Source organism: Polynucleobacter sp. MWH-CaK5 (assembly GCF_018687615.1).
In the GTDB taxonomy this organism is placed as follows: Bacteria; Pseudomonadota; Gammaproteobacteria; order Burkholderiales; family Burkholderiaceae; genus Polynucleobacter.
Genome location: NZ_CP061299.1, coordinates 586,130 through 610,357, shown reverse-complemented (window position 1 = coordinate 610,357; position 24,228 = coordinate 586,130). Strand labels below are relative to the sequence as shown.

At 44.0% G+C, this 24,228-nt stretch carries 26 protein-coding genes; 9 read left to right on the top strand and 17 right to left on the bottom strand.

Annotated features, from left to right (window positions below):
- Positions 1–21: 21 nt before the first annotated feature.
- Positions 22–1,146 (bottom strand): TRAP transporter substrate-binding protein, encoded by a 1,125-nt coding sequence (locus GQ367_RS03190; RefSeq protein WP_215291406.1) that lies wholly within the window; start codon positions 1,144–1,146, stop codon positions 22–24.
- Positions 1,147–1,276: 130 nt separating this feature from the next.
- On the opposite strand from GQ367_RS03190, the gene GQ367_RS03185 reads away from it, so the two are divergent.
- Both GQ367_RS03185 and GQ367_RS03180 read left to right on the top strand, forming a co-directional pair.
- Positions 1,277–3,856, top strand: coding sequence for a penicillin acylase family protein (locus tag GQ367_RS03185; protein WP_215291404.1), 2,580 nt, complete (start codon positions 1,277–1,279; stop codon positions 3,854–3,856).
- A 5-nt stretch (positions 3,857–3,861) separates the two neighbouring features.
- On the top strand, positions 3,862–4,467 hold the full coding sequence (locus tag GQ367_RS03180) for a histidine phosphatase family protein (RefSeq protein ID WP_215291402.1): 606 nt from the start codon (positions 3,862–3,864) through the stop codon (positions 4,465–4,467).
- 17 nt (positions 4,468–4,484) lie between these two features.
- Here the strand turns inward: GQ367_RS03180 and GQ367_RS03175 are convergent, their stop codons facing one another.
- Both GQ367_RS03175 and GQ367_RS03170 read right to left on the bottom strand, forming a co-directional pair.
- Positions 4,485–5,255 carry a 2OG-Fe dioxygenase family protein gene (locus GQ367_RS03175; RefSeq protein WP_371818555.1) on the bottom strand — a complete coding sequence of 257 codons (771 nt, stop codon included), beginning with the start codon at positions 5,253–5,255 and terminating at the stop codon, positions 4,485–4,487.
- 106 nt (positions 5,256–5,361) lie between these two features.
- The gene (locus GQ367_RS03170; protein ID WP_215291398.1) at positions 5,362–6,129 is read right to left on the bottom strand and encodes a hydroxypyruvate isomerase family protein; all 768 of its coding nucleotides are present in this window, start codon (positions 6,127–6,129) and stop codon (positions 5,362–5,364) included.
- Positions 6,130–6,167: 38 nt separating this feature from the next.
- On the opposite strand from GQ367_RS03170, the gene GQ367_RS03165 reads away from it, so the two are divergent.
- The 3 genes from GQ367_RS03165 (at position 6,168) to GQ367_RS03155 (ending at position 7,796) form a co-directional block, all read left to right on the top strand.
- Positions 6,168–6,776, top strand: coding sequence for an MOSC domain-containing protein (locus GQ367_RS03165; RefSeq protein ID WP_215291397.1), 609 nt, complete (start codon positions 6,168–6,170; stop codon positions 6,774–6,776).
- Positions 6,776–7,264 (top strand): low molecular weight protein-tyrosine-phosphatase, encoded by a 489-nt coding sequence (locus GQ367_RS03160; protein WP_215291396.1) that lies wholly within the window; start codon positions 6,776–6,778, stop codon positions 7,262–7,264. The genes GQ367_RS03165 and GQ367_RS03160 overlap by 1 nt, the downstream gene beginning before the upstream one ends.
- Positions 7,265–7,364: 100 nt before the next feature.
- The gene (locus GQ367_RS03155) at positions 7,365–7,796 is read left to right on the top strand and encodes a hypothetical protein (RefSeq protein ID WP_215291395.1); all 432 of its coding nucleotides are present in this window, start codon (positions 7,365–7,367) and stop codon (positions 7,794–7,796) included.
- Positions 7,797–7,811: 15 nt separating this feature from the next.
- Here the strand turns inward: GQ367_RS03155 and GQ367_RS03150 are convergent, their stop codons facing one another.
- The 3 genes from GQ367_RS03150 to GQ367_RS03140 all read right to left on the bottom strand — a co-directional run bounded on the left by GQ367_RS03150 (position 7,812) and on the right by GQ367_RS03140 (position 8,532).
- Complete coding sequence (locus GQ367_RS03150; protein ID WP_215291394.1) at positions 7,812–8,030, bottom strand: hypothetical protein; 219 nt, start codon at positions 8,028–8,030, stop codon at positions 7,812–7,814.
- A 9-nt stretch (positions 8,031–8,039) separates the two neighbouring features.
- Positions 8,040–8,207, bottom strand: a complete 168-nt coding sequence (locus tag GQ367_RS03145) for a hypothetical protein (RefSeq protein ID WP_215291393.1) — start codon at positions 8,205–8,207, stop codon at positions 8,040–8,042.
- A gap of 115 nt (positions 8,208–8,322) precedes the next feature.
- Positions 8,323–8,532 (bottom strand): DUF3820 family protein, encoded by a 210-nt coding sequence (locus GQ367_RS03140; protein WP_215291392.1) that lies wholly within the window; start codon positions 8,530–8,532, stop codon positions 8,323–8,325.
- 63 nt (positions 8,533–8,595) lie between these two features.
- On the opposite strand from GQ367_RS03140, the gene GQ367_RS03135 reads away from it, so the two are divergent.
- The 3 genes from GQ367_RS03135 to GQ367_RS03125 all read left to right on the top strand — a co-directional run bounded on the left by GQ367_RS03135 (position 8,596) and on the right by GQ367_RS03125 (position 10,941).
- Positions 8,596–9,231 carry an LON peptidase substrate-binding domain-containing protein gene (locus tag GQ367_RS03135; RefSeq protein WP_215291391.1) on the top strand — a complete coding sequence of 212 codons (636 nt, stop codon included), beginning with the start codon at positions 8,596–8,598 and terminating at the stop codon, positions 9,229–9,231.
- Between the two features lie 64 nt (positions 9,232–9,295).
- Positions 9,296–10,564 (top strand): MFS transporter, encoded by a 1,269-nt coding sequence (locus tag GQ367_RS03130; RefSeq protein WP_215291390.1) that lies wholly within the window; start codon positions 9,296–9,298, stop codon positions 10,562–10,564.
- Positions 10,561–10,941 (top strand): hypothetical protein, encoded by a 381-nt coding sequence (locus tag GQ367_RS03125; protein WP_215291389.1) that lies wholly within the window; start codon positions 10,561–10,563, stop codon positions 10,939–10,941. The genes GQ367_RS03130 and GQ367_RS03125 overlap by 4 nt, the downstream gene beginning before the upstream one ends.
- 50 nt (positions 10,942–10,991) lie before the next feature.
- Here the strand turns inward: GQ367_RS03125 and GQ367_RS03120 are convergent, their stop codons facing one another.
- The 3 genes from GQ367_RS03120 to GQ367_RS03110 form a co-directional block, all read right to left on the bottom strand.
- On the bottom strand, positions 10,992–11,528 hold the full coding sequence (locus GQ367_RS03120) for a hypothetical protein (protein ID WP_215291388.1): 537 nt from the start codon (positions 11,526–11,528) through the stop codon (positions 10,992–10,994).
- A gap of 70 nt (positions 11,529–11,598) precedes the next feature.
- Positions 11,599–12,909 (bottom strand): translesion error-prone DNA polymerase V subunit UmuC, encoded by a 1,311-nt coding sequence (gene umuC, locus GQ367_RS03115; RefSeq protein ID WP_215291387.1) that lies wholly within the window; start codon positions 12,907–12,909, stop codon positions 11,599–11,601.
- 2 nt (positions 12,910–12,911) lie between these two features.
- Positions 12,912–13,397, bottom strand: a complete 486-nt coding sequence (locus tag GQ367_RS03110) for a LexA family transcriptional regulator (RefSeq protein WP_215291386.1) — start codon at positions 13,395–13,397, stop codon at positions 12,912–12,914.
- 84 nt (positions 13,398–13,481) lie between these two features.
- On the opposite strand from GQ367_RS03110, the gene GQ367_RS03105 reads away from it, so the two are divergent.
- Positions 13,482–13,826 (top strand): HNH endonuclease, encoded by a 345-nt coding sequence (locus GQ367_RS03105; RefSeq protein WP_215291385.1) that lies wholly within the window; start codon positions 13,482–13,484, stop codon positions 13,824–13,826.
- A gap of 9 nt (positions 13,827–13,835) precedes the next feature.
- Here the strand turns inward: GQ367_RS03105 and rpe are convergent, their stop codons facing one another.
- The 8 genes from rpe to tkt all read right to left on the bottom strand — a co-directional run bounded on the left by rpe (position 13,836) and on the right by tkt (position 24,168).
- A complete protein-coding gene (gene rpe, locus GQ367_RS03100) occupies positions 13,836–14,531 on the bottom strand; it encodes a ribulose-phosphate 3-epimerase (protein ID WP_215291384.1) in 696 nt (231 codons plus the stop codon).
- 38 nt (positions 14,532–14,569) lie between these two features.
- A complete protein-coding gene (gene ppc / locus GQ367_RS03095) occupies positions 14,570–17,377 on the bottom strand; it encodes a phosphoenolpyruvate carboxylase (RefSeq protein WP_215291383.1) in 2,808 nt (935 codons plus the stop codon).
- Entirely contained in the window at positions 17,323–18,333 is a 1,011-nt protein-coding gene (gap, locus tag GQ367_RS03090; protein WP_215291382.1) for a type I glyceraldehyde-3-phosphate dehydrogenase, read from the bottom strand. Before gap ends, ppc begins: the two co-directional genes overlap by 55 nt.
- A gap of 111 nt (positions 18,334–18,444) precedes the next feature.
- The gene (locus GQ367_RS03085) at positions 18,445–19,203 is read right to left on the bottom strand and encodes an HAD-IA family hydrolase (protein WP_215291381.1); all 759 of its coding nucleotides are present in this window, start codon (positions 19,201–19,203) and stop codon (positions 18,445–18,447) included.
- On the bottom strand, positions 19,200–20,264 hold the full coding sequence (gene fba, locus GQ367_RS03080; protein WP_215291380.1) for a class II fructose-bisphosphate aldolase: 1,065 nt from the start codon (positions 20,262–20,264) through the stop codon (positions 19,200–19,202). Before fba ends, GQ367_RS03085 begins: the two co-directional genes overlap by 4 nt.
- A gap of 31 nt (positions 20,265–20,295) precedes the next feature.
- Positions 20,296–21,480 (bottom strand): phosphoglycerate kinase, encoded by a 1,185-nt coding sequence (locus GQ367_RS03075; RefSeq protein ID WP_215291379.1) that lies wholly within the window; start codon positions 21,478–21,480, stop codon positions 20,296–20,298.
- Complete coding sequence (locus GQ367_RS03070) at positions 21,480–22,136, bottom strand: HAD-IA family hydrolase (protein ID WP_215291378.1); 657 nt, start codon at positions 22,134–22,136, stop codon at positions 21,480–21,482. Before GQ367_RS03070 ends, GQ367_RS03075 begins: the two co-directional genes overlap by 1 nt.
- Positions 22,137–22,176: 40 nt before the next feature.
- Positions 22,177–24,168 (bottom strand): transketolase, encoded by a 1,992-nt coding sequence (gene tkt / locus GQ367_RS03065; RefSeq protein WP_215291377.1) that lies wholly within the window; start codon positions 24,166–24,168, stop codon positions 22,177–22,179.
- Positions 24,169–24,228 lie beyond the last annotated feature (60 nt).

The following is a 24,228-nucleotide window of genomic DNA, read 5'->3' as shown; positions in this document are numbered from 1 at the left end:
ATCTTACATCAAAACAAAGGATTAAGACTTCTTCTTAGGTCCAAAGTAATGGTTGTAAGCCATCTTGTAATCAACGCTTGTATCGTTCTGCCAGCGGCAAGCACGCTGAGCAAATGTACGCATAGACTCAAGAACACGCTTGAAATCAGCATTTTCTGTTGATTTAGCAGCAATGATCTTGTCCCAAGCAGTTAATTGAGCACGCAAGATTGGGTCAGGTGTCTTGTAGAACTTAACACCTTGCTTCTGTTGCATGTCGATGTAGTCTTTTGAGTAACGATCGATGGCTTTCCAGCTCATTTCTGCTGAAGAAGCTTGTACCGCTACGTTGATCATCGCACGCAATTCTGCAGGCATAGAGTCCAATTTCTTCTTGTTGAAAAGAATTTCGAACTGCTCTGAAGCTTGGTGGAATGATTGCAACATACATACTTTAGAAACGTCTGGGAAGCCCAATAGACGGTCTGAAGAAGCATTGTTGAATTCAGCAGCATCCAATAGACCACGGTCCATCGCTGGAACGATCTCGCCACCTGGCAAGGCGTTCACTGAAACTTCCATGTCTTTGAAAATGTCAATTGAAAGACCAACCGTACGGTACTTTAGACCCTTCATGTCTGCAGCTTTAGTCACTGGCTTCTTGAACCAACCGAGTGGCTGTGTTGGCATTGGGCCATATAGGTATGACACAACGTCCATGTTCAATGATTTGTAGATGCTTTCCAACATCGCCTTACCACCGCCGTATTCGTGCCATGCAAGAACCATGTTGGCATCCATACCGAAAGCTGGACCTGATCCCCATAGCGCTAACGCTGGGCTCTTACCGTACCAGTAAGCAACCACACCGTGGCCACCATCCAAAGTACCTTTACTTACAGCGTCCAACAAGTTGAAAGCAGGTACAACAGCACCAGCTGGCAACAATTCAATCTTCAAGCGACCTGAAGACATCTTGTTGATCTTGTCACAGAAGTCTGTAGCGTACTCATGGAAAATATCTTTAGTAGGCCATGTTGATTGGAAGCGCAAGTTAACTGTTTGCGCTTTTGCAATCATTGGGAAGCCAAGTGCACCAGCGCCAGCAGCAGCAGCTGTTGACGTGGCCATAAATTTACGACGTGATTGAACTTTCTTTTCTGACATTTAAGTCTCCTCTTTTATGAACAGATCTACCAACCTTGAGAATATATTTCGCAAGATGAGATTAATTTAGCACTCTGTGAAAAAATACGCACCTATATAAACGTTATTTTTGCTAGGGGTTTTACCTAATATGTATCTTGGAGCTTCAAATCAAAGACCCCGCCGAGGAATTTTTTGGCGCCGCCTACTGCTAATTTTGGTACTTTTACTGATTTCCGCTCTCAGCGCCATGGTGGTGTACTTCTTGTCGACCAAAGATCAGTTAGATGCGGAGCTAATCACCCCTGGGATCAGCGCTCCGGTCACCATTAAATTTGATGAGCACGCCCTGCCCCACGTCTTGGCAGCCAGCCAAGAGGATGCATGGCACACCCTGGGCTTTCTGCATGCCACTGAGAGACCTTGGCAAATGGAATTCAACCGCCGCCTAGCCTCTGGAAAATTGTCTGAAATCCTTGGCAAAGACACCGTAGCGATTGATAAATTCATACGCACTCTAGGAATACGTCGCGCCGCTGAAAAGCAATATGAAAATTACCCCATTGAATATAAACGCCACATCCAAGCTTATGTCGATGGCGTGAATGAGGGTTTTGCTCGCCTTGGCTGGGCACTACCACCTGAGTTCATGATCCTAGGGGTCAAGCCTGGAAATTGGGGTCCGGCTGATTCTGTGGCTTGGTCATTGATGATGGCCTTGGATCTTGGGGGCAATTGGCATAAAGAGTTTTTGCGCCTTGAGATGTCAGCCACCATGAGCACTGAACATATTTGGCAGGCCTTACCGCCCTATCCGGGCGAAGCACCAGCCACTTCGGTTGATTTCGCCAAGATGTATCGCGATTTAGGTTTGTTCAAAGAAAAACCAGCGGCGAAGACTAAATCTTCAGGCACTGACTCTCGACAAGAACATGCTCAAAAAGAAGATAAAAAAGAAAAAGACTTTTTAAACTTTTTACCAGGTGGTTCAGAAGGCATTGGATCCAACAATTGGGCGATTGCAGGTAATAAAACTGTCAGCGGTAAACCCTTACTAGCCAATGATCCTCATTTGGGTTTAACCACTCCCGCTATTTGGTACTTTGCTCATATTCAAGCACCGAAATTAAATGTCATTGGAGCCACTTTGCCAGGCATACCTGGCGTGGTTCTGGGTCACAACACCCAGGTGGCATGGAGTTTCACTAATACGGATCCTGATGTACAAGATTTGTACATTGAAGCCTTGGATCCAAATAATCCGGGGCAATACAAAACACCCAAAGGTTTTGAAAATTTTGTACTTCGAGAAGAAACGATTGCCATCAAAGGCCAAGAGCCTCTGAAGTTTTTAAGCCGAGAAACCAGGCATGGCCCTGTTATCTCAGATGCTTATCAACGCGCGCAAGATTTGATCAACACAGATAAATTTGCCATCTCCCTGCGTTGGACTGCACTAGAAGTTGGAAATCAAACCTTAAAGGCAGGATTCCAAATGAATGAAGCGCAAAACTTGGAAGAGTTCAAGAGTGCGCTGAAAAATTATCACTCCCCTATGCAAAACGTGGTGATGGCTGATAAAGATGGTCAGATTGCTTACCGCGCTGCAGGTGTGGCCCCCAAAAGAACAAAAGGTAAAGGCCTGTTTGGAACAGCACCAGCCCTTGGCTGGGATGCTCAATACGATTGGGGACCTTATTTTGGTAAAGATGATTTACCCAAAGAAACCAATCCTTCAAGCTCATTCATCGCCACCGCCAATCAACGCGTACACACTGCTAACGATCCACATCCTTTGACCACAGATTGGCACATGCCTTACCGCCATCAACGCATTGAACAATTGATCAATGCCACCGATCAACATGATGTGGCCAGCATGAAAGCCATTCAAGCTGATGCTCTTTCATTGTCTGCAGTCGATTTAATTCCCTTGTTGCAAGCTGCTAATTCAACTCATAAATATGCCAGTGATGCAAAAAACATCATTGCAAACTTTGACGGCAAGATGAGTGTTGATAGTGCAGGCGCGACCATCTATAACGCCTGGGCTCATCAGTCAACACGTTTGATGTTCGCAGACAAGCTTGGCAAAAGCTTCGCAATTGAATATGGCAAAAGAGATTTTCGCTCGGGCCTTCATCACATCATGAAGATGCATCAAGCAGGCAATACTCAAGCAGCATTTTGGTGTGACAAACCAAGCACCCCAGAAGTTGAAACCTGTGAAAGCATCATCGATGAGGCCTTCACTCTAGCCTTAGAAGATTTGAGCAAGCGCATGGGTGGATCACCTCAATCTTGGAAATGGGGTGAGGTGCACGTGGCTGTTTCAGAACATCGTCCATTCAGCAAAGTATCTTTATTGAAAAATAAATTTGAGATCACCCGCCCCACTCCAGGCGATGCATTCACAGTGAATTTGGGTTTCATGGACTTAGGCAATGCTAGCAACCCATTCACAGTGAACAAAGCAGCGAGTATGCGTGCCATCTATGACTTATCCAATTTAGATCAGTCTCAATTTATTTACCAAACCGGGCAATCAGGTTGGGTCAATAATCGTCATTACTCTAGCTACGCAAACGCATGGGCTAAACAAGAATATGTACCCTTGACCATGAACCCGAGCAAAATTGTTCATACCTCAGTTTTGAAACCTGACTTGAGCATTGCAGCTGAAAACAAAAAACGCTTAGAAAAAGAAGCTAAAGAAATAAAAAGAAAGTGATTGCTATGAAAAGTATTTCTCAAAGTTGGCAAGGTTGGCAAATTCGACTAAGTTGTTTATTACTCAGCTGCTTTCTCTTGGCAGCCAGTCAATTAACTCATGCTGGCTTAAAAGAAGATCTAGAAACTGGTTCTTATGTTTTGATGATGCGTCATGCTGATGCGCCAGGCTATAGCGACCCTGACGGATATAACTTGAATGATTGCAGCACTCAAAGAAATCTAGGCGCCACTGGTAAGACTCAAGCCAAGATGATTGGGCAATGGTTGACCACTCAAGGCATTGAGAGTGCGCAAGTTTTTAGCAGTCCTTGGTGTCGCTGCAAAGACACTGCCGCTCTTTTAAATAAAGGCGCTATTCAAGTTGAGGCAGGCCTTGGATCATTCTTTGAAAATCGTGGCAGTCGTCAAGAGCAAACACGCTTAACTCAAAACAAAATTGCACAACTCTTAAAAGTATCACCGCGCAAACCGGTGATCATGGTCACGCATCAAGTGAATATCCAAGCCTTTGCAGGACAATCATTAAGCTCTGGCAGCATGGTGTTGGTGAAAGTCAATCAATCAGGTCAGTACCTGTCTCATCAACTGATCAACCATCCTCACCCTTGAGGCAAGGATCCTCCAGATTAAGAACTGGGGCTGTCTTGAAAGCCACCACGTCTGTAGGTGACCACCAAGGTATCTCGCCATCCTTGCTCTAAGGCTTTAGGATCGATTGGTTGAATTGGTGTGGTTTCATGAACCACACGAGCATCGTCGAGCAGCAACAAACTAAAAGGCTTTTGTAAAGTAAAGCGCTGACCTTGCGGGCCATTCGATTCAAATACCCTGGTTTCACCACCTTTGATACCGTGACGTCCAAGCATCAAAACAGCCACGTACTCAACACCATCGCGATGAGCACCCTCGGGTGTTGGTCGGCCAATACCATCAGTTGTATCAATTCTGAATTGATGAACCTCAATGAACCAAGGCTTGGATACATCAAGATTTTTTTGTGTCTGATCAAACTGAAGAGCCAAGTTCAATAAAAAGTCTTTGAGTGCCGCTGAATTGGCAAACGTTTCTTCACATGGCTCAAACCAACGATCAATGCCACCATGCAATGCGTTATATGACACCGGTTGCCAGTGGGCACGATGAGGAGCCAATGTGACCGCATTGTTTTGAATCACAAAACTGGCATGCCTTCTTTGACGATAACGACCACCATCTTTTAAATACGCATCGGCTGGCAAGTTTTTCCAAGTGGAAGATAAGTCTTGCCACTCAGTCAAATGATGTTGTGAGAGTTCGAAAAACTGCTCAGGAGATAAAACGACATAGCCATTATCTTGAATAGCTGTTGGCACAGAGGCCAGCGATGATTGTGGTGGGTCTAATAGCATGTCAGAAATTGATAGGTATGGCTTAGTAATGGCTCAATAAATTCTTGGATATTCATTATCCTCTGAATGCCCCACTTGTGGGCAAAGCCTTATTTGTCGCAATGAAGCAGCGCCATCAAGCTTTTAGAAAATTCGCCTGGTGCAGTTCTTTGTATTCGCAACCAACCCAACCTTCATAAGCTAAATCATCCAAAAGCATGAAGAAATCAGCGTAATTGATTTCCCCTGTGCCAGGTTCATGGCGGCCAGGATGATCTGCAATTTGAATATGCTCAATAAAAGGCATCAGATCTTCTATATCCAAAATATCTTCACCCATGCGATGGGCATGATAGGCATCGTATTGAAGATAAAGATTGTTCGATGGAACCGCCATGATAGTTTCTAAAGCATGTTGACTGCTGGATAAGAAAAACCCCGGCATATCAAATGTGTTGATGGGTTCAATCAATAATTTGAGATTAGCTTTTTTTAACTCTTCTGCTGCATAAGTTAAATTTTCCACAAAATTTTTTTGAGCTTCATTGATACTCACACCCTCAGGCAATATTCCTGCCAAACAATTTAATTGTTTAACTCCCAACTGTTGAGCATGGGCAATAGCATCAGGAATACCGCTCCTAAATTCATCGACCCTGGCTGGATGACATGCCAAGCCTCGATCCCCCTTAGCCCAATCACCACCGCGCAAGTTATGCAGCACCATGGGTAACTCAAGCTGCGCCATAGACGCTGCAATGTCTTTTAGGGCCGCGCCTGAATTCTCTTGATATGGAAATTGGCATTCAATGGCTTCAAAGCCATCATCTTTTGCAGCCTTGATCCGCTCCAAGAAAGGCAGGTGTGCATAGAGCAAGGAGAGATTGGCGGCAAAACGAGGCATAAATGACCTAATTATCAATTCAGTGATTTAATTATGGCATGCGCATCATTTCAATTTCCACAGGCAAGATTGCTCCATTGTTTGGCATTGACCATCCCGATCATCGCGTGGTCAATTCAGGCATCAAAAAAGAGATTGTCAGTTCTTTAGATAAGCCCATCAGCATCAAAGTCAGAACCGTTGGTTTAGATGGCGATGAACAAGCTGACTTCAGTGTGCATGGCGGGCTAGAGAAAGCCATCTATGCCTACCCAAGTGAACACTACCCTTTCTGGAATGAACTACTCAGCAGAGAAGCAAAAAGGACCAACCCAATTGGTTTTGGTTTTGTTGGCGAAAATCTCAGTATTGAAGGATTCTCTGAAGATGCGGTTTGGGTCGGTGATAACTGGCAGATTGGTGATGTTGAACTAGAGGTTGTCAAATTAAGAGAGCCCTGCTTTAAATTCAATGCGCGCATGGGCTATAAAGGTGCATCCAAAGCAATGATTCAATCCACTCGCTCCGGTTGGTATCTTAAAGTTCACAAAGGCGGCAGCATCAAAGCTGGTGATGCCATCATCGTCACGCCTGGTCGCAGAGAAATGAGCATCCAGCAACAGAATCATTTTTTATTGCGCAAAGAGTCGCAAAAGGATTTGTTTTGATGAGTTCGATGAATATTCTCTTTGTGTGCATGGGCAACATTTGCAGAAGCCCAACAGCCCATGGGGTATTTCGTCAATACATTGAAGAGTCAGGCCTATCTCATCAAGTGACAGTAGACTCTGCGGGAACCCATGCCTACCATGTAGGCGAGGCACCAGATGCTCGCTCTCAAACACATGCACTCAAGCGTGGCTATGACTTATCAGATTTGGCAGCGAGACAACTCGATGATCGAGATTTTGATCACTATGATTTATTGCTCGTGATGGATTGGGAAAACTATGCGCTGACAGAACAGCGCTGCCCTCCGAATAAAAAACATAAGATCCGACGCTTAACCGAGTTTTGCAAAGTTAATCAGGCCAGCGTTGTTCCAGATCCCTATTACAAGGGTAGCGAAGGCTTTGAAGAAGTTCTTGATTTGGTCGAGAATGCTTGCGATGGTCTACTTGATCATGTAAGGCAGAGACTTACACAGTCTTCATGAGTTATTTGTAGGAAATTTCTTACAAACAAATCAACCTTTTCTGATTTTAAAAAAATAAAATTTCAGGCAAGCTCTTAGTTCAATTTACTCGAGAGTGTCCATGTCTATTTATCTACAAGATCAACCCACATCAGAATCATCACAGTCCCATATTTTTACCCTTACTTGTCATCATGATGGACAGCATGGCATCAAGGACTCCGATATTAAATCCAGTAACAAGCCTAAAGAAAACTTAAAAATCGTTGATATTCGCTTAATTGAACTAATTAAAAGAGAGGATGACTTCAAGGCTTTGTTATTTGAAGACCTCTACAGAAAAATAAAGTTCGATAAATTAACAAATCCAAAAATATTGGCAGAGAAGATTCAATTCCCCATCAAAGAGACTCTGGCCCTATACAAAGGCGATCTAAAAAAGATCAATACTTTTAGGTTGCTTCACGCAATTGCTCAATTTGGCTATGACATTCATGTCTGCATGCGGCCAACATTAGGCTATAAGCCCGGAGAGGTTTGTCTGGAGAGCTAAAAAGGCATGTGAATATCAGCGCGAGACACCTCTATAACGCTTGAAGAACCATTTTCTGATGTAGGTGGCCACGCCACCTCCCATCACCATTCCAAAAACGATGGGGTTATCCATCAAGAGTTGCCAAATACCTTGCCCTGACTCTACCCCCACCTGAATGGTTTCCGTGATTTCACCTAACTCATCAGAATTAATCAATTTATCAACCAATAACTCGCACATCGCCTGGCTCATGACATGACCTTATAGTCTGCCGATGAAAACCAAGGTGGCTAATTTACCCAAACCATAGCTCGCACTTTTTGCTAACTTGATACTTTTAGATATAACACCAGAGCTTCTTCTGCTTGATGCTTTTTTGCTTCGTTTGCTCGGTGATTTTTTAACAATGTTTCTGATGATCATCTCCATCTCGTTTTCTCCTAAAAGAAACCATGATGAATTCAGTCGATCTGAATTTGCAGGAAGTAACCCGTCAGAAATAGCTGATTTATTTAAAGGTAATTCTTACCTGGCAATGAAAGGGTTACTTTTTTAATTGGGTGAGCAAATGCCGCAAGTTATTGTGATCAATTTCGTGCATCAAATGTAACAACTCCCCTATCTCGCCTCGCGGAAATCCTTCGCGAGCAAACCATGACAAATAGTTGGCTGGTAAATCACAAAGCAATTTCCCGGCATGCTTACCAAAAGGCATTTTCATGCTGATCAATTTTTCTAAGGATTCGGGAGTCATGACCATGATACTAAAACAGGATTGCGATCAGCAATTTGTTTCAGTCTTTAATACAATGGATTCATGTTAACCAAACTCACCACCATTCCTTTATTTCCTCTTGGCCAGACGCTTTACCCCTCTGGCGCATTGGACTTGAAGATTTTTGAGATTCGTTATTTGGACATGGTCAAAGACTGTGTGGCCAATTCAACTAACTTTGGCATTGTTACTTTGGACGAAGGTAAAGAGGTTGTGGATCCCAGTGACAAACCCACGGTCTTCTTCCCGACAGGTACTTTGGTAGATATCACTTATTTTGATGCGCCACAGCCTTCATTGTTTTTCATCAAATGTCGCGGCACAAGACGATTTAAAGTACATCAAAGTCAACAAGAGAAAAATGGCTTGTGGATGGGCGAAGTCGAATTTTTATCTGAAGATGCCAATCACCCAATCCAAGCTGAGCACAAAACACTGGCCGATAACTTAGGCGCCATCATTGCATCTTTGCAGAAAAAAGGTGTGCGTGAAGATCAAATGCCATTCAGCCAACCTTATGATTTGGAGCAATGTGGGTGGGTGGCAAATCGCTGGTGCGAAATCTTGCCGCTATCACCAGCACAAAAGCACCATCTGTTGAGCATTGATAACGCACAAATTCGCCTTGATTTAGTGAAAGAGTTAATTGAAGAAATGACTGGCCAAAGCCAGTCTTAGTTTTTCCCCTGGATTCCGCAGTCGTCTAATAGAATAAATACATCACTTATATTGATGGGTAATCATGGCCATTATTCCTAAACGTTATTCCGCGGCTTTTGCTGGAGCTACTGGCAATATGTTGGAATGGTTTGACTTTGCCATTTATGGTTATTTCGCAACAGCTCTTGGCAAGGTCTTCTTCCCAGCCAGCGATCCCACTCTGCAAACAGTTGCTTCATTTGGCATTTTTGCCATTGGTTATTTAGCAAGACCGATTGGCAGTTTGATTTTGGGTCCAGTTGGAGACCTGCTCGGCAGAAGAAAAATGATGATCTGGAGCATCATGATCATGGGTGTGGCCAGTTTCATGGTGGCATTGCTACCAAGCTATGCTCAGGTGGGTGCCATCGCTGCGTATGCACTTCTGTTTCTTCGCATGACCCAGGGCTTTTCGATTGGTGGTGAATACACCGGCAGCATGGTGTATGCAGCCGAAGCATCTCCGCAAGGTAAAGAAGGTTTGATGTCTGGTATTGCTCACGCAGGAGCATTACTGGGATTTTTCTTAGGCTCTTTAATAGCAGCCCTCACCGCTTTTGTGTTTGGCGAAAGTGCTGTGAACGATTGGGCTTGGCGCCTACCCTTTCTTTTAGGAGCCTTGGTGGCGATTGCTGGCTGGAAGCTAAGAGCTCATATGCCTGAGACCCTTGAGACTGCCATCCAACACAAGCTTAGCTTTAAAGAATTATTTGCTTTAATTGCCCTGCGCTTAAAAGAAGTGGCACAAGGTTGGAAAGTCTTAGTACAAATTGCAGCTCTTATTTCTTTTTCGAATGTGCTGTTTTATGTTCAGTTTGTTTATTTTGTTGATTACGCCGCCAAACATGGTGGCTCGATGCAATCAGCCAACACGGTGGCGACTGCGATTCAATTTGTGGGCATTCCTTTGGTTGTTCTAGGTGGCTGGTTGGCCGATAAGATTGGCAGAATCAAGATCACTTGGTATGCCACTTGGGCCGGTGCCATTTTGTGTATTCCTGCGATACTGGCTTCTCAATTCGGTGGGGTTGTAGGTCTAGCGATTGGTCAATCTTTGATCGTGGCGCCAGTGATGTTGCTGTTTGGTGCTCAAGGCATTCTGATCAGTCGCTTGGTCAAACCTGAACAACGTTGCTCAGTGTTTGCGATTGGTTATAGCTTGGCAGTTGCTCTATTTGCCGGTACAGCACCAATGGTCACAGCCTGGCTACTTGAGATCAATGCATGGACTTGGGGCCCTGCTGCCTATTGTTTCATTTATGCAATTCCAGCCATTTATGCATTGCACTCATTAAGAAATGAAAACCAATGATTCCAGTTTTAAATGCTCAAGAATTATTGGCTCTGACCTCAGAACAACATGATCAGCAGTGCTCAAATTGTGCTTCACATGATTTCTCTTGTTGGGAAACAATTCTGAGTACCTTTGATCGTTATAGCTTGAAGACAGTCGGCACACTCCAGCATCCTGATGCAGAAGAAATTTGGGATGAGCACCACCCTAATGGCACCACCATTTGGTCAGAGAACGCTCCGATTGCTGTTGGCTTTCATCCATACAATCGATGCACAGTCGATCAATGCCCAGAATGCTCAACTGTTTATTTGCGCTACACCGAATACGGTGGCTATTACGTTGACGAAAGAATTCGGGTGGTCAAACCTGAATTGATTACTCAGGCTCCCTGATTTAAGAAGCCCATGAGTTACACAAGCATTGATGCTATCCAGATGCTGTATCAATGCTTATGAGTTGAATGATCGTGCTCTTTGCTTGTATCTTTTTCTGAAGATACTTCAGCGGCACCATGAGCATGTCCACCTGCAGATGAATGAGTTTTGAAGTAATTGGCTGCATAGATGGAAGCGATTGTGACAATGATGACACTGATGCTGCCGTAGATAAGAACTCCTTTGATCTTTGTATGGGGTCTTCCCTCCATCCAATACACTGCGATCAAACTCATTAAGAATCCAACAGGTACAACCCATAAGCTTCTATCTGGAGAATCTGGGAAATGCTGAAGGCCACCTGTAAAAAAACCTAGGCCCACAGATGCAATCACACCGATGGCCAATAAATTAGTCCATGTGTTGCTTGTTTGAGGATTTGAGATTTTCTCTAAAACACCAGCAATCAAATAAATAGCAACACCAATAGCAGCAGTGATCATTGATCGTTGTTCGCTGAATGCGCCATGAGTCACCGCTCCAGCAATAAAACTGATGCCCGTGTATTTACATAAAGTAGCAATGTGACCCAGGGAGAATTTCATGATGTTCGCTTTAAATTTAAAAATTTAATTTAGCAGAAGTGGTGACATTTAGCTGAGGGCCCATATCCCCCTAATTGACAAAGGGTAATTGATCCCAATGACTGGTGTACTTAGGCGAAACATTCTCTGACTTCATTTTCCAAGATTCATCTGTGCCTGTAGCAGCAACACGCAAAGATTTACTTCCATAACGCGCATTAATTGAATCTAGCGTTTTCATGAGGCGCACGGACTTTCCTTTGGCCTGATGATCTTCAAACAATGAAGACTGAAGTAATGGCTTATCAGTCATCAAACCTAACATCACGCCAGCCTTTTTATATCTGAAGCCTTTTTTATAAATTTCTTTCAGTCCTTTGATGGCCATTTCAGTCAACACCAAGGTGTCATCCGTTGGATGCGCCAAAGGTATTTGAATGCTTTGACTGTACTGTGGCTCATTTCTCATGAACACATTGGTCTGAACAAAGATACTGATTGAACTGGTCAATGACTCTTGTTCTCTTAATTTTTCAGCAGCCCTGGCTGTGTGTGTCGCAACTGATTCAGCCAACTCATCTAAGCTCAACACTAATTTGCCAAAACTTCTAGAAGCAATGATTTGTTGCTTGGGTGGCGCCACCTCCTCGAGAGCCAAGCAAGAGAGTCCACGTAATTCGTAACAAAGTCTTTCAATCACCACCCCAAATTGCAATCTCATCATTTGTGGCGAAATCTGAACAAGGTCCAGCACTGTGTGTATGCCCATGCCCTCTAAACGTTTGGCGATCTTACGACCAATGCCCCACACTTCAGCAGCAGATACCTCACTCATCCATTGATAGAGTTCTTGTTTTGGCATATTGCTTAAATCACAAACGCCATTGAACGATGGATTTTTTTTAGCCAAGTGGTTAGCAAACTTGGCCAATGTTTTACTCGGCGCAATGCCCACACACACTGGCAAACCAGTCCACTGCTTGATACGCTGCTTGATCTCAGCACCTAAATGAGTGGGAGATTCGTGAGCATTTAAAACAGATTCGATTTGCAAAAAGCTTTCATCCACGCTGTAGACCTCCAGCTTGGGCGTGAACTGTCGCAGTATCTCCACCACGCGCTGACTCATGTCGTGATACAGAGTGTAATTGGATGAACAAGCCAGGATGCCATGCTGCTTGGCCAAGTCTTTCATCTGAAACCAAGGCGTTCCCATTTTGACACCCAAGGCTTTGACTTCAGCACTGCGTGCCACTGCACAACCATCATTGTTGGACAGCACCACCATGGGTGTTTTTTCTAACTGAGGGGCAAAGACTCTTTCGCAAGACACATAGAAATTATTCACATCCACCAAAGCAAACAATGGTGCATGGGTGGAATGTTGACTGGCGGAGCTCATGATCAAACTCGAGATGAACTACTTGAATAACGTCTGACCACCCCAATGACCACACCCCATATTTGTAGCTCATGGCCTTCACTGAATGTGATGTTGGGGTAGTCAGGGTTTTCTGGACGCAATTCAATGAGTCCTTTGTATTTGTACAAACGCTTGATCGTGTACTCACCATTGACCACCGCCACCACAATGTCTTTGTGTTTCGGCTTTAAGGCTCGATCAACGACCACCTTATCGTCATGATGGATGCCAGCCACAATCATTGATTCACCTCTCACAGTAAACATGAAAGTGGCTGGCTTATTCTGTATCAGATAGCTATTCAAATCCAATCCATCAGCCGCATAATCAGCCGCAGGACTTGGAAATCCTGCTGATAATGGGTGCATGATGAGTGGCGTCTCATTCACCGATAAATCAGCCAACAAGCCTTGAGGAACTTGGCTCAAGCTGGTTTGATGAAGAAGTTGATTGATCGATTGAGTCATAATAGTACTGTATATTTATACAGTATATATGAATTTAATCGGATTCAGCAAATTTGTTATTCCAACATTAAGATAGACCCCATCATGTTGGGGAAAATCCGTCAAAAACTACTGGCTGACACGTTTCCGAAAGAAATTTCGGTCACTGAACTTGTCTGCCCTATTTGCGATCGCCCAATCCCAAGCTCGCAAAAAGATGCGCATCACTTTGTTCCAAAATCAAAAGGTGGAAAAGCAACTGAGTATTTGCATCGTATTTGCCACAGGCAAATACACGCTTTGTTCACAGAAACGCAGTTAGCCAGAGAATTGAATACGGCCGAAGCCATCAAAGAAAAAGCGGAGATGCAAAAATTCATTGCTTGGGTGCAATCCAAGCCTCATGATTTTTACCAACGCACCTCCAAGAGTCATCAAATCAAAAAATGAATTGATTTCTTATGCAACTTTTGCAAGTTCCTCACGCATCTTGTCGATGATCGCTTTGTAATCAGGTTTGCCAAAAATGGCAGAGCCAGCAACAAACGTATCAGCACCAGCGGCAGCAATTTCACGGATGTTGTCGACTTTCACGCCGCCATCAACTTCTAAGCGAATCTTGCGACCTGTTTTAGCTTTATACGCTTGTAGCTTGGCTCTGGCTTCACGCAATTTATCCAAAGTACTTGGAATAAAAGATTGACCACCAAAGCCTGGGTTGACTGACATCAATAGAACTAAATCTAACTTATCCATCACATAGTCTAGGTGATGCAAAGAAGTGGCTGGATTGAACACCAAGCCTGCTTGACAACCGCTGTCTTTGATAAGACCCAAAGTTCTATCAACATGAGAGCTGGCTTCTGGGTGAAAGCTGATCAAATTAGCACCTGCTTTGGCAAAGTCCGGAACGATGCGATCGACTGGCTCAACCATCAAGTGAACATCAATACAGGCTGGCTGACCATTTTTCACAGCATGTGAGCGAATCGCCTCACATACCAAAGGACCAATCGTGAGATTGGGCACGTAATGGTTGTCCATCACGTCAAAGTGGATCCAATCAGCTCCAGCAGCCAGGACATTGCTAACTTCTTCGCCTAAGCGAGCAAAGTCTGCTGACAAGATAGATGGGGCAATGAGGTACTGATTCATGATGGGATCCTTGTGATTGTTTTAATAACGAATGTTTCTTAACCTGTATTTCTTAATCCAGCAGAAATACCATTGATACTTAAATGAATACCCAAACGAGTTCGGTCATCTTGCTGACCATTTCTCCAACGTCGGATAAGTTCTACTTGCAAGTGATTCAGTGGATCAATGTAAGGAAAGCGATGCTTGATTGATCTTGCCAAACTTGGGTTATTACTCAAGCGTTGTTTTTCTTGAGTGATGATTTCTAGTGCTTGAACAGTGAGGTGCCATTCTTGTTCAATTTCTTCAGCAATTTTTTTGCCAACGCGCCAATCTGGATTGAGCGTCATGTAACGCTTAGCAATACCCATATCAGCTTTAGCCATCACCATATCCATATTGGATAACAATGATTTAAAGAATGGCCACTCGGCATACATTTTTCTTAGCTGCTGACGATTTTTAACTTTATTGCTAGATAAAAATTCAGCAATCGCCGAACCAAATCCATACCAAGCCGGCAACATGATGCGACTTTGACCCCAAGAAAAACTCCAAGGAATCGCACGCAAGTCTTCAATGCGACGACTACCGGTGCGTGAAGCAGGTCTTGATCCTAAATTTAAGTGCGCAATCTCACTGATAGGTGTGATGGCGAAAAAATTATCAGCAAAGCCTTTGTTTTCATAAACCAATTGCTTATAAGCGCGATTACTCGAAGCCGACAATTGCTGAGCAATGGATTTAAAAGTTTCAGGAATGCGATGTTTGCTTTTAATCAGCGTGGCCTCTAAGGTTGCCGAAAATAAAGCTTCCAAATTTCGTGTGGCCATGTCTTGATGAGAATATTTGCTGGCAATCACCTCACCCTGCTCTGTCAAACGAATTTGACCTGCCACTGATCCTGGGGCTTGGGAAAGAACCGCTTCATAACTGGGGCCACCACCACGACCAACCGTACCACCACGACCATGGAACAACCTCAGTTTGATGCCTTGATATTGTTTGAAAAGTAGAACTAATTCTTCAGTGGCTTGGTATAAAGACCAATTACTGGTCAAGTAACCGCCATCTTTATTACTATCCGAATAGCCCAACATGATTTCTTGAACCTGTCCGCTGCGCTCAATCAAAGCGGCAATATGAGGCAACTCATAGAACTCCTTCATGATCAAAGCAGCTTGCTGCAAGTCATGAATGGTTTCAAACAAAGGCACAGGGATTAATGCTAGACGTCCTTTACTCAAGGAGCCTTCGAGCAACGATGCTTCTTTCTGCAAAACCAGGAGTTCTAATAAATCGCTGACAGATTCTGTATGACTAATGATGTGTTGCTTGATCGCATCTCGACCATACGCTTGAATGATAGTTTTGGCTGCTGCAAAAACATCCAATTCAGTTTGTGTCTGATTCGAATACTCTGTATTAGGCAATTTTAAGGGGCGAGGATCAGACAAGACCTTGATCAAACAAGCGCGCTTATCCTCTTCTGACAAGCTTGAGTAATCTTTTTCAATTTTTGATTTTGCCAGCAACTCAGCAACGGCAATCTCATGCTTGTCAGAGCTTTGGCGAAGATCCAAAGTGGCCAAATGAAATCCAAAGACGGTTGCCACTCGGATTAATTGCTTTAATCTCAAATGAACAATCAAATCACCATGATGATCGAGTAAAGAATTTTTAATGGTCACCAAATCATGAATGAACTCATCAACTGTGCTGTAAGGCCGCCCCTCACCCAAGCGCGCCGCCGAAGTAAATTCGGCAACAGTCTGTTGAGATAAGCGCGAGGTACTTGCCATCAAACGTCGATAAATACCAATCAAAGCTCTGCGGTAAGGCTCATCCATGCGATGCTCTTGCGTATCACCTGACTGATCTGCTAATTGCTGGAGCTCTGGACTCACATGCACCAAACGCGTCGACATAGACAGTTCTTTGCCCAGCAACTCTAATTCATTGAGGTAATACTTGAAAATCACCTGACTCTGCCTTTTAAGCGCATAAGTCATGGTGTCTTTGGTCACATAGGGATTGCCGTCTCGATCACCACCAATCCAGTGCCCCATTTTCAGAATTGGAGCAATTTGATCTGTATTCAATAAATCTTCAATATCTTCATACAAGCGCGGCACAGCAGTTAAGAGAGTGCGCGGGTAGTAGGATAAGACGTTATCGATTTCATTCTGCACAGTCAAAGTAGAAAAACGCAATAAACGCGTTTGCCACAACTGTGAAACCTTGGCACGCAAGAGCTTTTCATTGCTGAGCAGATCTCTTGGGTGCGTCAAAAACTCACGATGAGCCAGCAAGTCCAAGATATCTCTTTCAGCATCCAATAAACTAGCGCGCTGAACTTCCGTGGGGTGGGCTGTCAATACAGGCGAAATATGGAAACCATCAATGGCTTCCTTGATCTCTTTGGCTTTGAGTCCTTGCTTCTTTAATAAGAATAGACTTTTTTCAAGTGAGCCATCCTGGCCTTTAAGACCTATCCAACCCTCTTGCTCACGGGCCTTGCGGCGCCGAATACGATGCAAGTCTTCAGCAATATTAGCCAAATGTGAAAAATAACTAAATGCACGTATGACCGAGACCGCATCATCTGATTTAAGTTTCTTAAGATACTTTTCTAATTTTTTACCAGCCAACTCATTGGCATCACGGCGATAAGCAACGCTCAAGCGACGAACATATTCAACTTTCTCAAAGGCATCTTTGCCCTCTTGGGTTCGAATCGTATCACCTAAAATCCGACCCAAAAGTCGGATGTCTTCAATCAGTGGCTGGTCTTTACTATCCAAATTAATTAAACAGACATCAGTGCTTTGGTTGCCCTCAACATCTGACAGCTGTATCCCCATTCGTTGTCATACCAAGATAATATCTTGACCAGCTTACCATCTTGAGAAACGCGGGTTTGAGTGCTATCAAAGATACTTGGACGTGGATCATGATTAAAATCAACGGATACCAAAGGCAAAGTGTTGTAACCCAAGATGCCTTTCAATGGGCCGCTTTCGCTCGCCATCTTGATCAACTGATTCACTTCTTCCACTGTTGTGGCTTTGCTTGGCGTGAATGTCAAATCAACCACGGATACGTTGATTGTTGGTACACGCATCGCGAAACCATCAAACTTACCTTGCAACTCTGGCAATACCAAGCCGACAGCAGCGGCAGCACCTGTTTTTGTTGGAATCATGCTCATCGTTGCTGAACGGGCACGGCGCATATCGCTGTGATATACATCGGTTAGCACTTGGTCATTGGTATATGAGTGAATCGTGGTCATCAAACCTGATTCAATACCAATGGAGTCTAATAAAGGCTTAACAATCGGAGCCAAGCAGTTGGTCGTACAGCTGGCATTGGAAATGACCTGATCAGTTGCTTTAAGCACTTGATGGTTCACACCATAAACAATCGTAGCATCCACATCTTTACCGCCTGGTGCAGAAATAATCACCTTCTTAGCACCCTGCTGAATATGCACCATGGCTTTTTCTTTTGAAGTAAAAGCACCAGAGCACTCTAAAACAACATCAACACCTAAATCACCCCAATTGGTTTCTAAAGGATTGCGCGTTGAAAAAATCTTGATGCGGTCACCATTGATCACCATGTGATCACCATCGACCACCACGGTTCCTGGGAAGCGACCGTGGGCTGAGTCATATTGGGTCAAGTGGGCATTGATATCAATACCACCCAAACCATTGATCGCTACGACCTTGATGTCATCGCGCTTCTCTTCATAAATCGCGCGAACCACCATGCGACCAATACGACCATAACCGTTAATTGCAATCTTCAGCATACATCCCTCATTCAATGACTATTAATATCTTATTTAGTTTTTTGTTACTTCTTTGTTACTTCTTTGTTATTTATTTTTTAACTAATTTCGTTTTAGTTTTATGACTCTGCGTTAATACAGGTTACTCAACTCAAATTCAATATTGCTCAATTCAGGAACAATCATTTTGGCGTGACGAAATTCATCATCAGCAAAAAAGTGACTTTTCACCCCGATGAAATCCATTCCTGCTGCATGTGCAGCTCGCGCACCATTGTCTGAATCCTCAATCACCAAACATTTTGTTGGATGAATCTTGAGTTGATCGGCCGCCAATAAATATGCTTCTGGATCGGGTTTCTTATTCTTTACTTTTTCCCCACAAACGATGATCTTTGGATGTAAATCAATGCGACTCTCAATCGAAGCTTTCCATAAACTGTCCCAGTTTGATTGGCTGGTGGTTGTGACAACCCCCCACTGACGATTGAGATTCCATATTTTTTTAATTAATTCAAAGAATCCAGCTCGCGGCTGAACAATCCCTGTGTCGATTAAACGTGCATAAATCTCATTTTTTGTTTGATGCACTTGTTTTAAAAAAGCGTCGTTGTAATACTGTTTGGTTTTTCCAGAAGATTCAAGAACGGCACGATGAGCTTTAAGACGCTCAAAGCCACCGGCAACCTTTAAAAGGTCTTTGTATTGATCCCCACTCCAGACCCATTCCATATCATGTCTTGAAAATGCACAATTGAATGCAGGCAAATGGCCGATAGCTTCAGTTTCAGCAATCGTGCCATCCAAATCAAATAGGACAACATCGTAGTTTCTTAAGTTAACCAAACTTTTGCCGATGTTGCCGTCTTTAATCATGCAAGAAAAGGTCATTTGATAACTGCCTCTAAATCGCCTTTGGTGTATTTGATTGCCATCGTATCTAATGCAACTGTCTTAATTTTTGACGCCTGACCAGCGCTACCAAATGAAATGAAACGATCGTGACAGATACCGCGGGCTGCAGCTGTTGCCACTTTAAAGAAAGCTCGTGGATCAAACTCTTCTGGCTTTTCTGCCATGAGTTTGCGCATCGCACCCGTCATCGCCAAACGAATGTCTGTGTCAATATTGACTTTACGAACGCCATTTTTAATACCTTCAACGATTTCTTCAACAGGCACACCATAGGTTTCTTTGATATCGCCACCGTATTGACGAATGGTCGCCAACCATTCTTGCGGCACACTTGATGAACCATGCATCACTAAGTGGGTATTAGGAATGCGTTTATGAATCGCTTTGATACGATCAATTGCTAAGATATCGCCTGTCGGAGGGCGACTGAATTTATAAGCGCCATGGCTGGTACCAATCGCGATCGCCAAAGCATCTACTTGGGTTTCTTTAACAAATTCAGCAGCCTCATCCGGATCTGTCAATAACTGAGAATGATCCAAAACACCTTCAGCGCCAACGCCATCTTCCTCGCCGGCCGTGCCTGTCTCTAATGAGCCCAAGCAACCCAACTCACCTTCTACAGAAACACCCACGGCGTGTGCCATTTCTACTACTCTCTTGGTCACATCAACGTTGTATTCATAGGTCGCTGGTGTTTTTGCATCTTCACGCAAAGAACCATCCATCATCACACTTGAAAATCCGCTGCGAATCGACATTTGGCAAACCGCAGGAGATGAACCGTGGTCTTGATGTAAACATACAGGTATGTGCGGATATTGCTCTGTGGCTGCTTGAACCATCAAACGCAAGAATGACTCACCTGCATATTTACGAGCGCCTGCAGAAGCTTGCAAAATCACTGGGCTGTCTAACTCATCAGCAGCTTGCATGATGGCATGGATTTGTTCCATGTTGTTCACGTTGAAAGCTGCCAAACCATATTGGTTCTCTGCAGCGTGATCGAGTAATTGTCTAAGTGAAATGAGGGCCATGTTGGTTCCTTAATAGATAGTGTGGGTTTTATTATTTAGTAGCGCGCTGAGTGAGTATCTCGACTGCTGGCAAGGTTTTACCTTCTAAAAATTCCAAGAAGGCTCCACCACCAGTAGAGATATAGTCAATTTGATTACTGATGTCATATTTAGAAATGGCTGCCAATGTGTCACCACCGCCACCAATCGTGAATGCTGGTGAGTGAGCAATAGCAGCTGCTAACATTTTGGTGCCGCCTCCAAATTGTTCGATTTCAAATACACCCATTGGTCCGTTCCACACAATGGTGCCAGCATTTGAAATGATCATGGCTAACTTGGCAGCAGTTCTAGGCCCAATGTCTAAAATCATGTCATCGTTTTGAACCTGATCAACCATGACTTTATTGGCACGTGCTTGGGCTGAGAATTCATTGGCGACAATCACATCTGTTGGAATTGGCACTTCAGCACCGCGAGCTTCCATCATGGCCATGATTTCTCTGGCTTCATTCACCAAATCAGGCTCAGCCAATGACTTACCAATGGGTAGACCTTTGGCCAATAAGAAAGTATTGGCAATGCCACCGCCCACAATCAATTGATCTACTTTGTTGGCCAATGTTTTTAGGATGGTCAATTTCGTTGACACCTTTGAGCCAGCAACAATCGCCACCAATGGTTTTTGTGGGCTCAACAAAGCTTTACCTAAAGCATCTAATTCAGCAGCCATCAAGGGGCCTGCACAGGCAACCTTGGCATATTTTGCTACGCCATGCGTAGTGGCTTCGGCACGGTGAGCTGTACCAAATGCATCATTCACATAAACATCACACAAGCTGGCAATTTTCTTGGCCAACTCGTCATCATTTTTCTTTTCACCTTTGTTGATGCGGCAGTTTTCTAAAAGCACCACTTCACCTGGTCCAACTTTGACGCCACCTTCCACCCAATTTGAAACCAAAGGAACTTTTCTACCCAAGAGGTCGGCAATTCTTAAGGCAATCGGGCCCAGAGTATCTTCAGGAGAAAACTCACCCTCCACTGGACGACCCAAATGAGATGTCACCATCACAGCAGCACCTTGATCAAGGGCATATTGAATCGCAGGAATCGATGCACGAATACGTGTGTCATCCATGATCACGCCGGCATCATTTTGCGGTACGTTTAAGTCAGCCCGGATAAATACTTTTTTTCCAGCCAACGACACATCAGACATTCTCAAGAAATTCATCAAATTCCCCTGAAATAATTTGGCACATCTGAAATATCTGGCACCAAGCGATCTGGATCAGCCATGCTGATCGGGCGACCGTGGTTATAACCATAAGGTACGGCCCAACAAATCACGCCAGCAGCTTTTGCTGTAGCAACGTCAATTTCTGAATCGCCAATAAATAAACTGTGACCCACTGAGGTATGCAATTCATTTAAACAATGTTCAATCACGCCAGGATGAGGCTTTTTCACCGGCAAAGTGTCGCCACAGATGATCATGTCAAAGTATTTCTTTAAATCATGAGCAGCCAATACTCGATCGGTAAAACGAGTTTCTTTATTGGTCACAATTGCTTGTTTCACACCAATACTTTTTACTTTCTCTAGCGTCTCAATTACCTTAGGAAATGGCGTACTTGATGTACCGGCGGTTTCTTGATAGTGCACAATGAAACGCTCCATGACCTTTTCCCATGGCTCATTTTTTTGACCAGCTGAAGCAGCCCAGGCTTGTTGCATCAACCAACCTGTACCATGACCAATCCAGCGACGTACATCACTCTCATCCACACCTCGGCACTCAAAATCCAACAAAGTCAGATTAACTGCCTGTGTAATTTCTGTGGCAGTGTCTAACAGAGTACCGTCTAAGTCATACATCACTAAGGCCATGGTGATTCCTTATATTCAATAATTAATTTTTACAAGCGACTTATACGAGTGATGCCAAACGATCCGCCGTCACACCCAAGTAGCTATAAACTGAAGGTGCTGGGGCTGATTCGCCAAAACGATTGATACCAACCACATCGCCTTCCAAGCCAACGTACTTTCTCCAGAAATCAGCATGACCTGCTTCAATCGCCAATCGTCTAACTTTCGGTGGCAAAACTGAGTCTTTCCAAGCTTGATCCTGTTGGTCAAATAAAGTAGTGCACGGCATGGACACCACACTCACCTCTTTGCCCATGGCACGTAATTTTTGTTGCGCTTCCATCGCCAAAGAAACTTCAGAACCAGTGGCGATTAAAACAGCCTCTGGCTTACCATTGGCAGGTGACAAAACATAACCGCCTTTGCGAATACCTTCTTCACGCTGTGGATCAGCGGCGTATTGCGGTAAGTTTTGACGAGACAAGAACATCGCGGATGGACCATCTTGGCGTTCAATTGAATGAATCCAAGAAATAGCAGTTTCTAAACCATCGCATGGTCTCCATAAATTAAGATCAGGAATCACACGCAAACTACTTAAATGTTCAACCGGTTGATGCGTTGGACCATCCTCACCCAAACCTATTGAGTCATGTGTCAACACGTAAATCACTCGCTGCTTCATCAAGGCACTCATGCGAATCGCATTGCGAGAGTAGTCTGAGAAAACAGCAAAAGTACCACCATAAGGAATCAATCCTTTGTGCAAGCAAATACCATTCATGATGGCGCTCATACCAAATTCACGCACACCATAAGAAATATAGTTGGCTGCGTCATCTGGGTTCTGATGCCAAGACTTGCTGGTTTTGCCAGCAGTTAAATTTGAACCTGTTAAGTCAGCGGAACCGCCGAGTAATTCAGGAATACCTGCTACCAATACATCCAGAGACTGTTGTGAAGATTTTCTGGTGGCTGTCGGAGCTTCAATAGATTTCATCAAAGACAACAATGAGGCTTTAGTTTGCTCCCAGTTAGTTGGTAATTCTTGTCGAATAGTGCGCTTTAATTCCTTGGCTTTTTCTGGATAAGCTGAGGCATAGCTTGAGAATAATTTTTCCCATGCAGTTTCTAATGTCACCCCTTTAGTGATGCCATTCCATGATTTTTTGATGTCGTCTGGAATTTCAAAAGGAGCGTGTGGCCAGTTCAATGCCGCACGTGTAGCCTCAACTTCTTTGGCACCCAAAGCAGCACCATGAACATCATGTGTGCCAGCCATGTTTGGAGAACCCCAACCAATAGTCGTTTTACAAATGATCATCGTCGGACGATCAGACTGAAGCGATTGATCAATTGCTTTTTTGATTTGAGCGCTGTCATGACCATCAATCGGTCCAATCACATTCCAGCCATATGATTTGAAACGTGCTGCGGTGTCATCTCTGAACCAACCACCCACATGACCATCAATTGAAATGTCATTGTCATCATAAAAACAGGTGAGCTTATTCAAGCCCCACACACCGGCCAATGAGCAAGCTTCGTGGCTCACGCCTTCCATCAAGCAACCATCGCCTAAAAATACCCAAGTGCGATGATCAATGATTTCATGGCCAGGTTGGTTAAAGCGCTGTGCCAGTAATTTTTCTGCCATGGCCATACCCACTGCGTTAGCAATGCCTTGACCCAATGGACCAGTGGTTGTCTCTACTCCCGGAGTGATGCCAACCTCTGGATGACCAGCTGTTTTACTGTGCAATTGTCTGAATTGCTTTAAGTCATCAATCGTTACCGGATAACCTGTCAAATGTAACAACGCGTAAAGCAACATTGATCCGTGACCATTCGACAAGACAAAACGATCGCGGTTAAACCAACTAGGATTGCCTGGATTGTGATTAAGGTATTGACGCCATAAAACCTCTGCGATGTCAGCCATGCCCATCGGTGCGCCAGGATGACCTGACTTGGCTTTTTCTACAGCATCAATGGCCAAGAAACGCACAGCATTGGCAAGCTGTCTATCAGTGGTTTTAGTTGCAGTCATGTTGTTTCTTTCAGTGTTAATTGGCTTTGTTAATATTGCTTTATTTACTTTTTGACACGA

Excerpts from the sequence above, each read along its gene's own strand:
- GQ367_RS03190 (WP_215291406.1), bottom strand. The coding sequence starts at position 1,146 with ATGTCAGAAAAGAAAGTTCAATCACGTCGTAAATTTATGGCCACGTCA.
- GQ367_RS03185 (WP_215291404.1), top strand. The coding sequence starts at position 1,277 with ATGTATCTTGGAGCTTCAAATCAAAGACCCCGCCGAGGAATTTTTTGG.
- GQ367_RS03180 (WP_215291402.1), top strand. The coding sequence starts at position 3,862 with ATGAAAAGTATTTCTCAAAGTTGGCAAGGTTGGCAAATTCGACTAAGT.
- GQ367_RS03170 (WP_215291398.1), bottom strand. The coding sequence starts at position 6,129 with ATGCCTCGTTTTGCCGCCAATCTCTCCTTGCTCTATGCACACCTGCCT.
- GQ367_RS03165 (WP_215291397.1), top strand. The coding sequence starts at position 6,168 with ATGCGCATCATTTCAATTTCCACAGGCAAGATTGCTCCATTGTTTGGC.
- GQ367_RS03160 (WP_215291396.1), top strand. The coding sequence starts at position 6,776 with ATGAGTTCGATGAATATTCTCTTTGTGTGCATGGGCAACATTTGCAGA.
- GQ367_RS03155 (WP_215291395.1), top strand. The coding sequence starts at position 7,365 with ATGTCTATTTATCTACAAGATCAACCCACATCAGAATCATCACAGTCC.
- GQ367_RS03150 (WP_215291394.1), bottom strand. The coding sequence starts at position 8,030 with ATGAGCCAGGCGATGTGCGAGTTATTGGTTGATAAATTGATTAATTCT.
- GQ367_RS03145 (WP_215291393.1), bottom strand. The coding sequence starts at position 8,207 with ATGGAGATGATCATCAGAAACATTGTTAAAAAATCACCGAGCAAACGA.
- GQ367_RS03140 (WP_215291392.1), bottom strand. The coding sequence starts at position 8,532 with ATGACTCCCGAATCCTTAGAAAAATTGATCAGCATGAAAATGCCTTTT.
- GQ367_RS03135 (WP_215291391.1), top strand. The coding sequence starts at position 8,596 with ATGTTAACCAAACTCACCACCATTCCTTTATTTCCTCTTGGCCAGACG.
- GQ367_RS03130 (WP_215291390.1), top strand. The coding sequence starts at position 9,296 with ATGGCCATTATTCCTAAACGTTATTCCGCGGCTTTTGCTGGAGCTACT.
- GQ367_RS03125 (WP_215291389.1), top strand. The coding sequence starts at position 10,561 with ATGATTCCAGTTTTAAATGCTCAAGAATTATTGGCTCTGACCTCAGAA.
- GQ367_RS03120 (WP_215291388.1), bottom strand. The coding sequence starts at position 11,528 with ATGAAATTCTCCCTGGGTCACATTGCTACTTTATGTAAATACACGGGC.
- umuC (WP_215291387.1), bottom strand. The coding sequence starts at position 12,909 with ATGAGCTCCGCCAGTCAACATTCCACCCATGCACCATTGTTTGCTTTG.
- GQ367_RS03110 (WP_215291386.1), bottom strand. The coding sequence starts at position 13,397 with ATGACTCAATCGATCAATCAACTTCTTCATCAAACCAGCTTGAGCCAA.
- GQ367_RS03105 (WP_215291385.1), top strand. The coding sequence starts at position 13,482 with ATGTTGGGGAAAATCCGTCAAAAACTACTGGCTGACACGTTTCCGAAA.
- rpe (WP_215291384.1), bottom strand. The coding sequence starts at position 14,531 with ATGAATCAGTACCTCATTGCCCCATCTATCTTGTCAGCAGACTTTGCT.
- ppc (WP_215291383.1), bottom strand. The coding sequence starts at position 17,377 with ATGGGGATACAGCTGTCAGATGTTGAGGGCAACCAAAGCACTGATGTC.
- gap (WP_215291382.1), bottom strand. The coding sequence starts at position 18,333 with ATGCTGAAGATTGCAATTAACGGTTATGGTCGTATTGGTCGCATGGTG.
- GQ367_RS03085 (WP_215291381.1), bottom strand. The coding sequence starts at position 19,203 with ATGACCTTTTCTTGCATGATTAAAGACGGCAACATCGGCAAAAGTTTG.
- fba (WP_215291380.1), bottom strand. The coding sequence starts at position 20,264 with ATGGCCCTCATTTCACTTAGACAATTACTCGATCACGCTGCAGAGAAC.
- GQ367_RS03075 (WP_215291379.1), bottom strand. The coding sequence starts at position 21,480 with ATGAATTTCTTGAGAATGTCTGATGTGTCGTTGGCTGGAAAAAAAGTA.
- GQ367_RS03070 (WP_215291378.1), bottom strand. The coding sequence starts at position 22,136 with ATGGCCTTAGTGATGTATGACTTAGACGGTACTCTGTTAGACACTGCC.
- tkt (WP_215291377.1), bottom strand. The coding sequence starts at position 24,168 with ATGACTGCAACTAAAACCACTGATAGACAGCTTGCCAATGCTGTGCGT.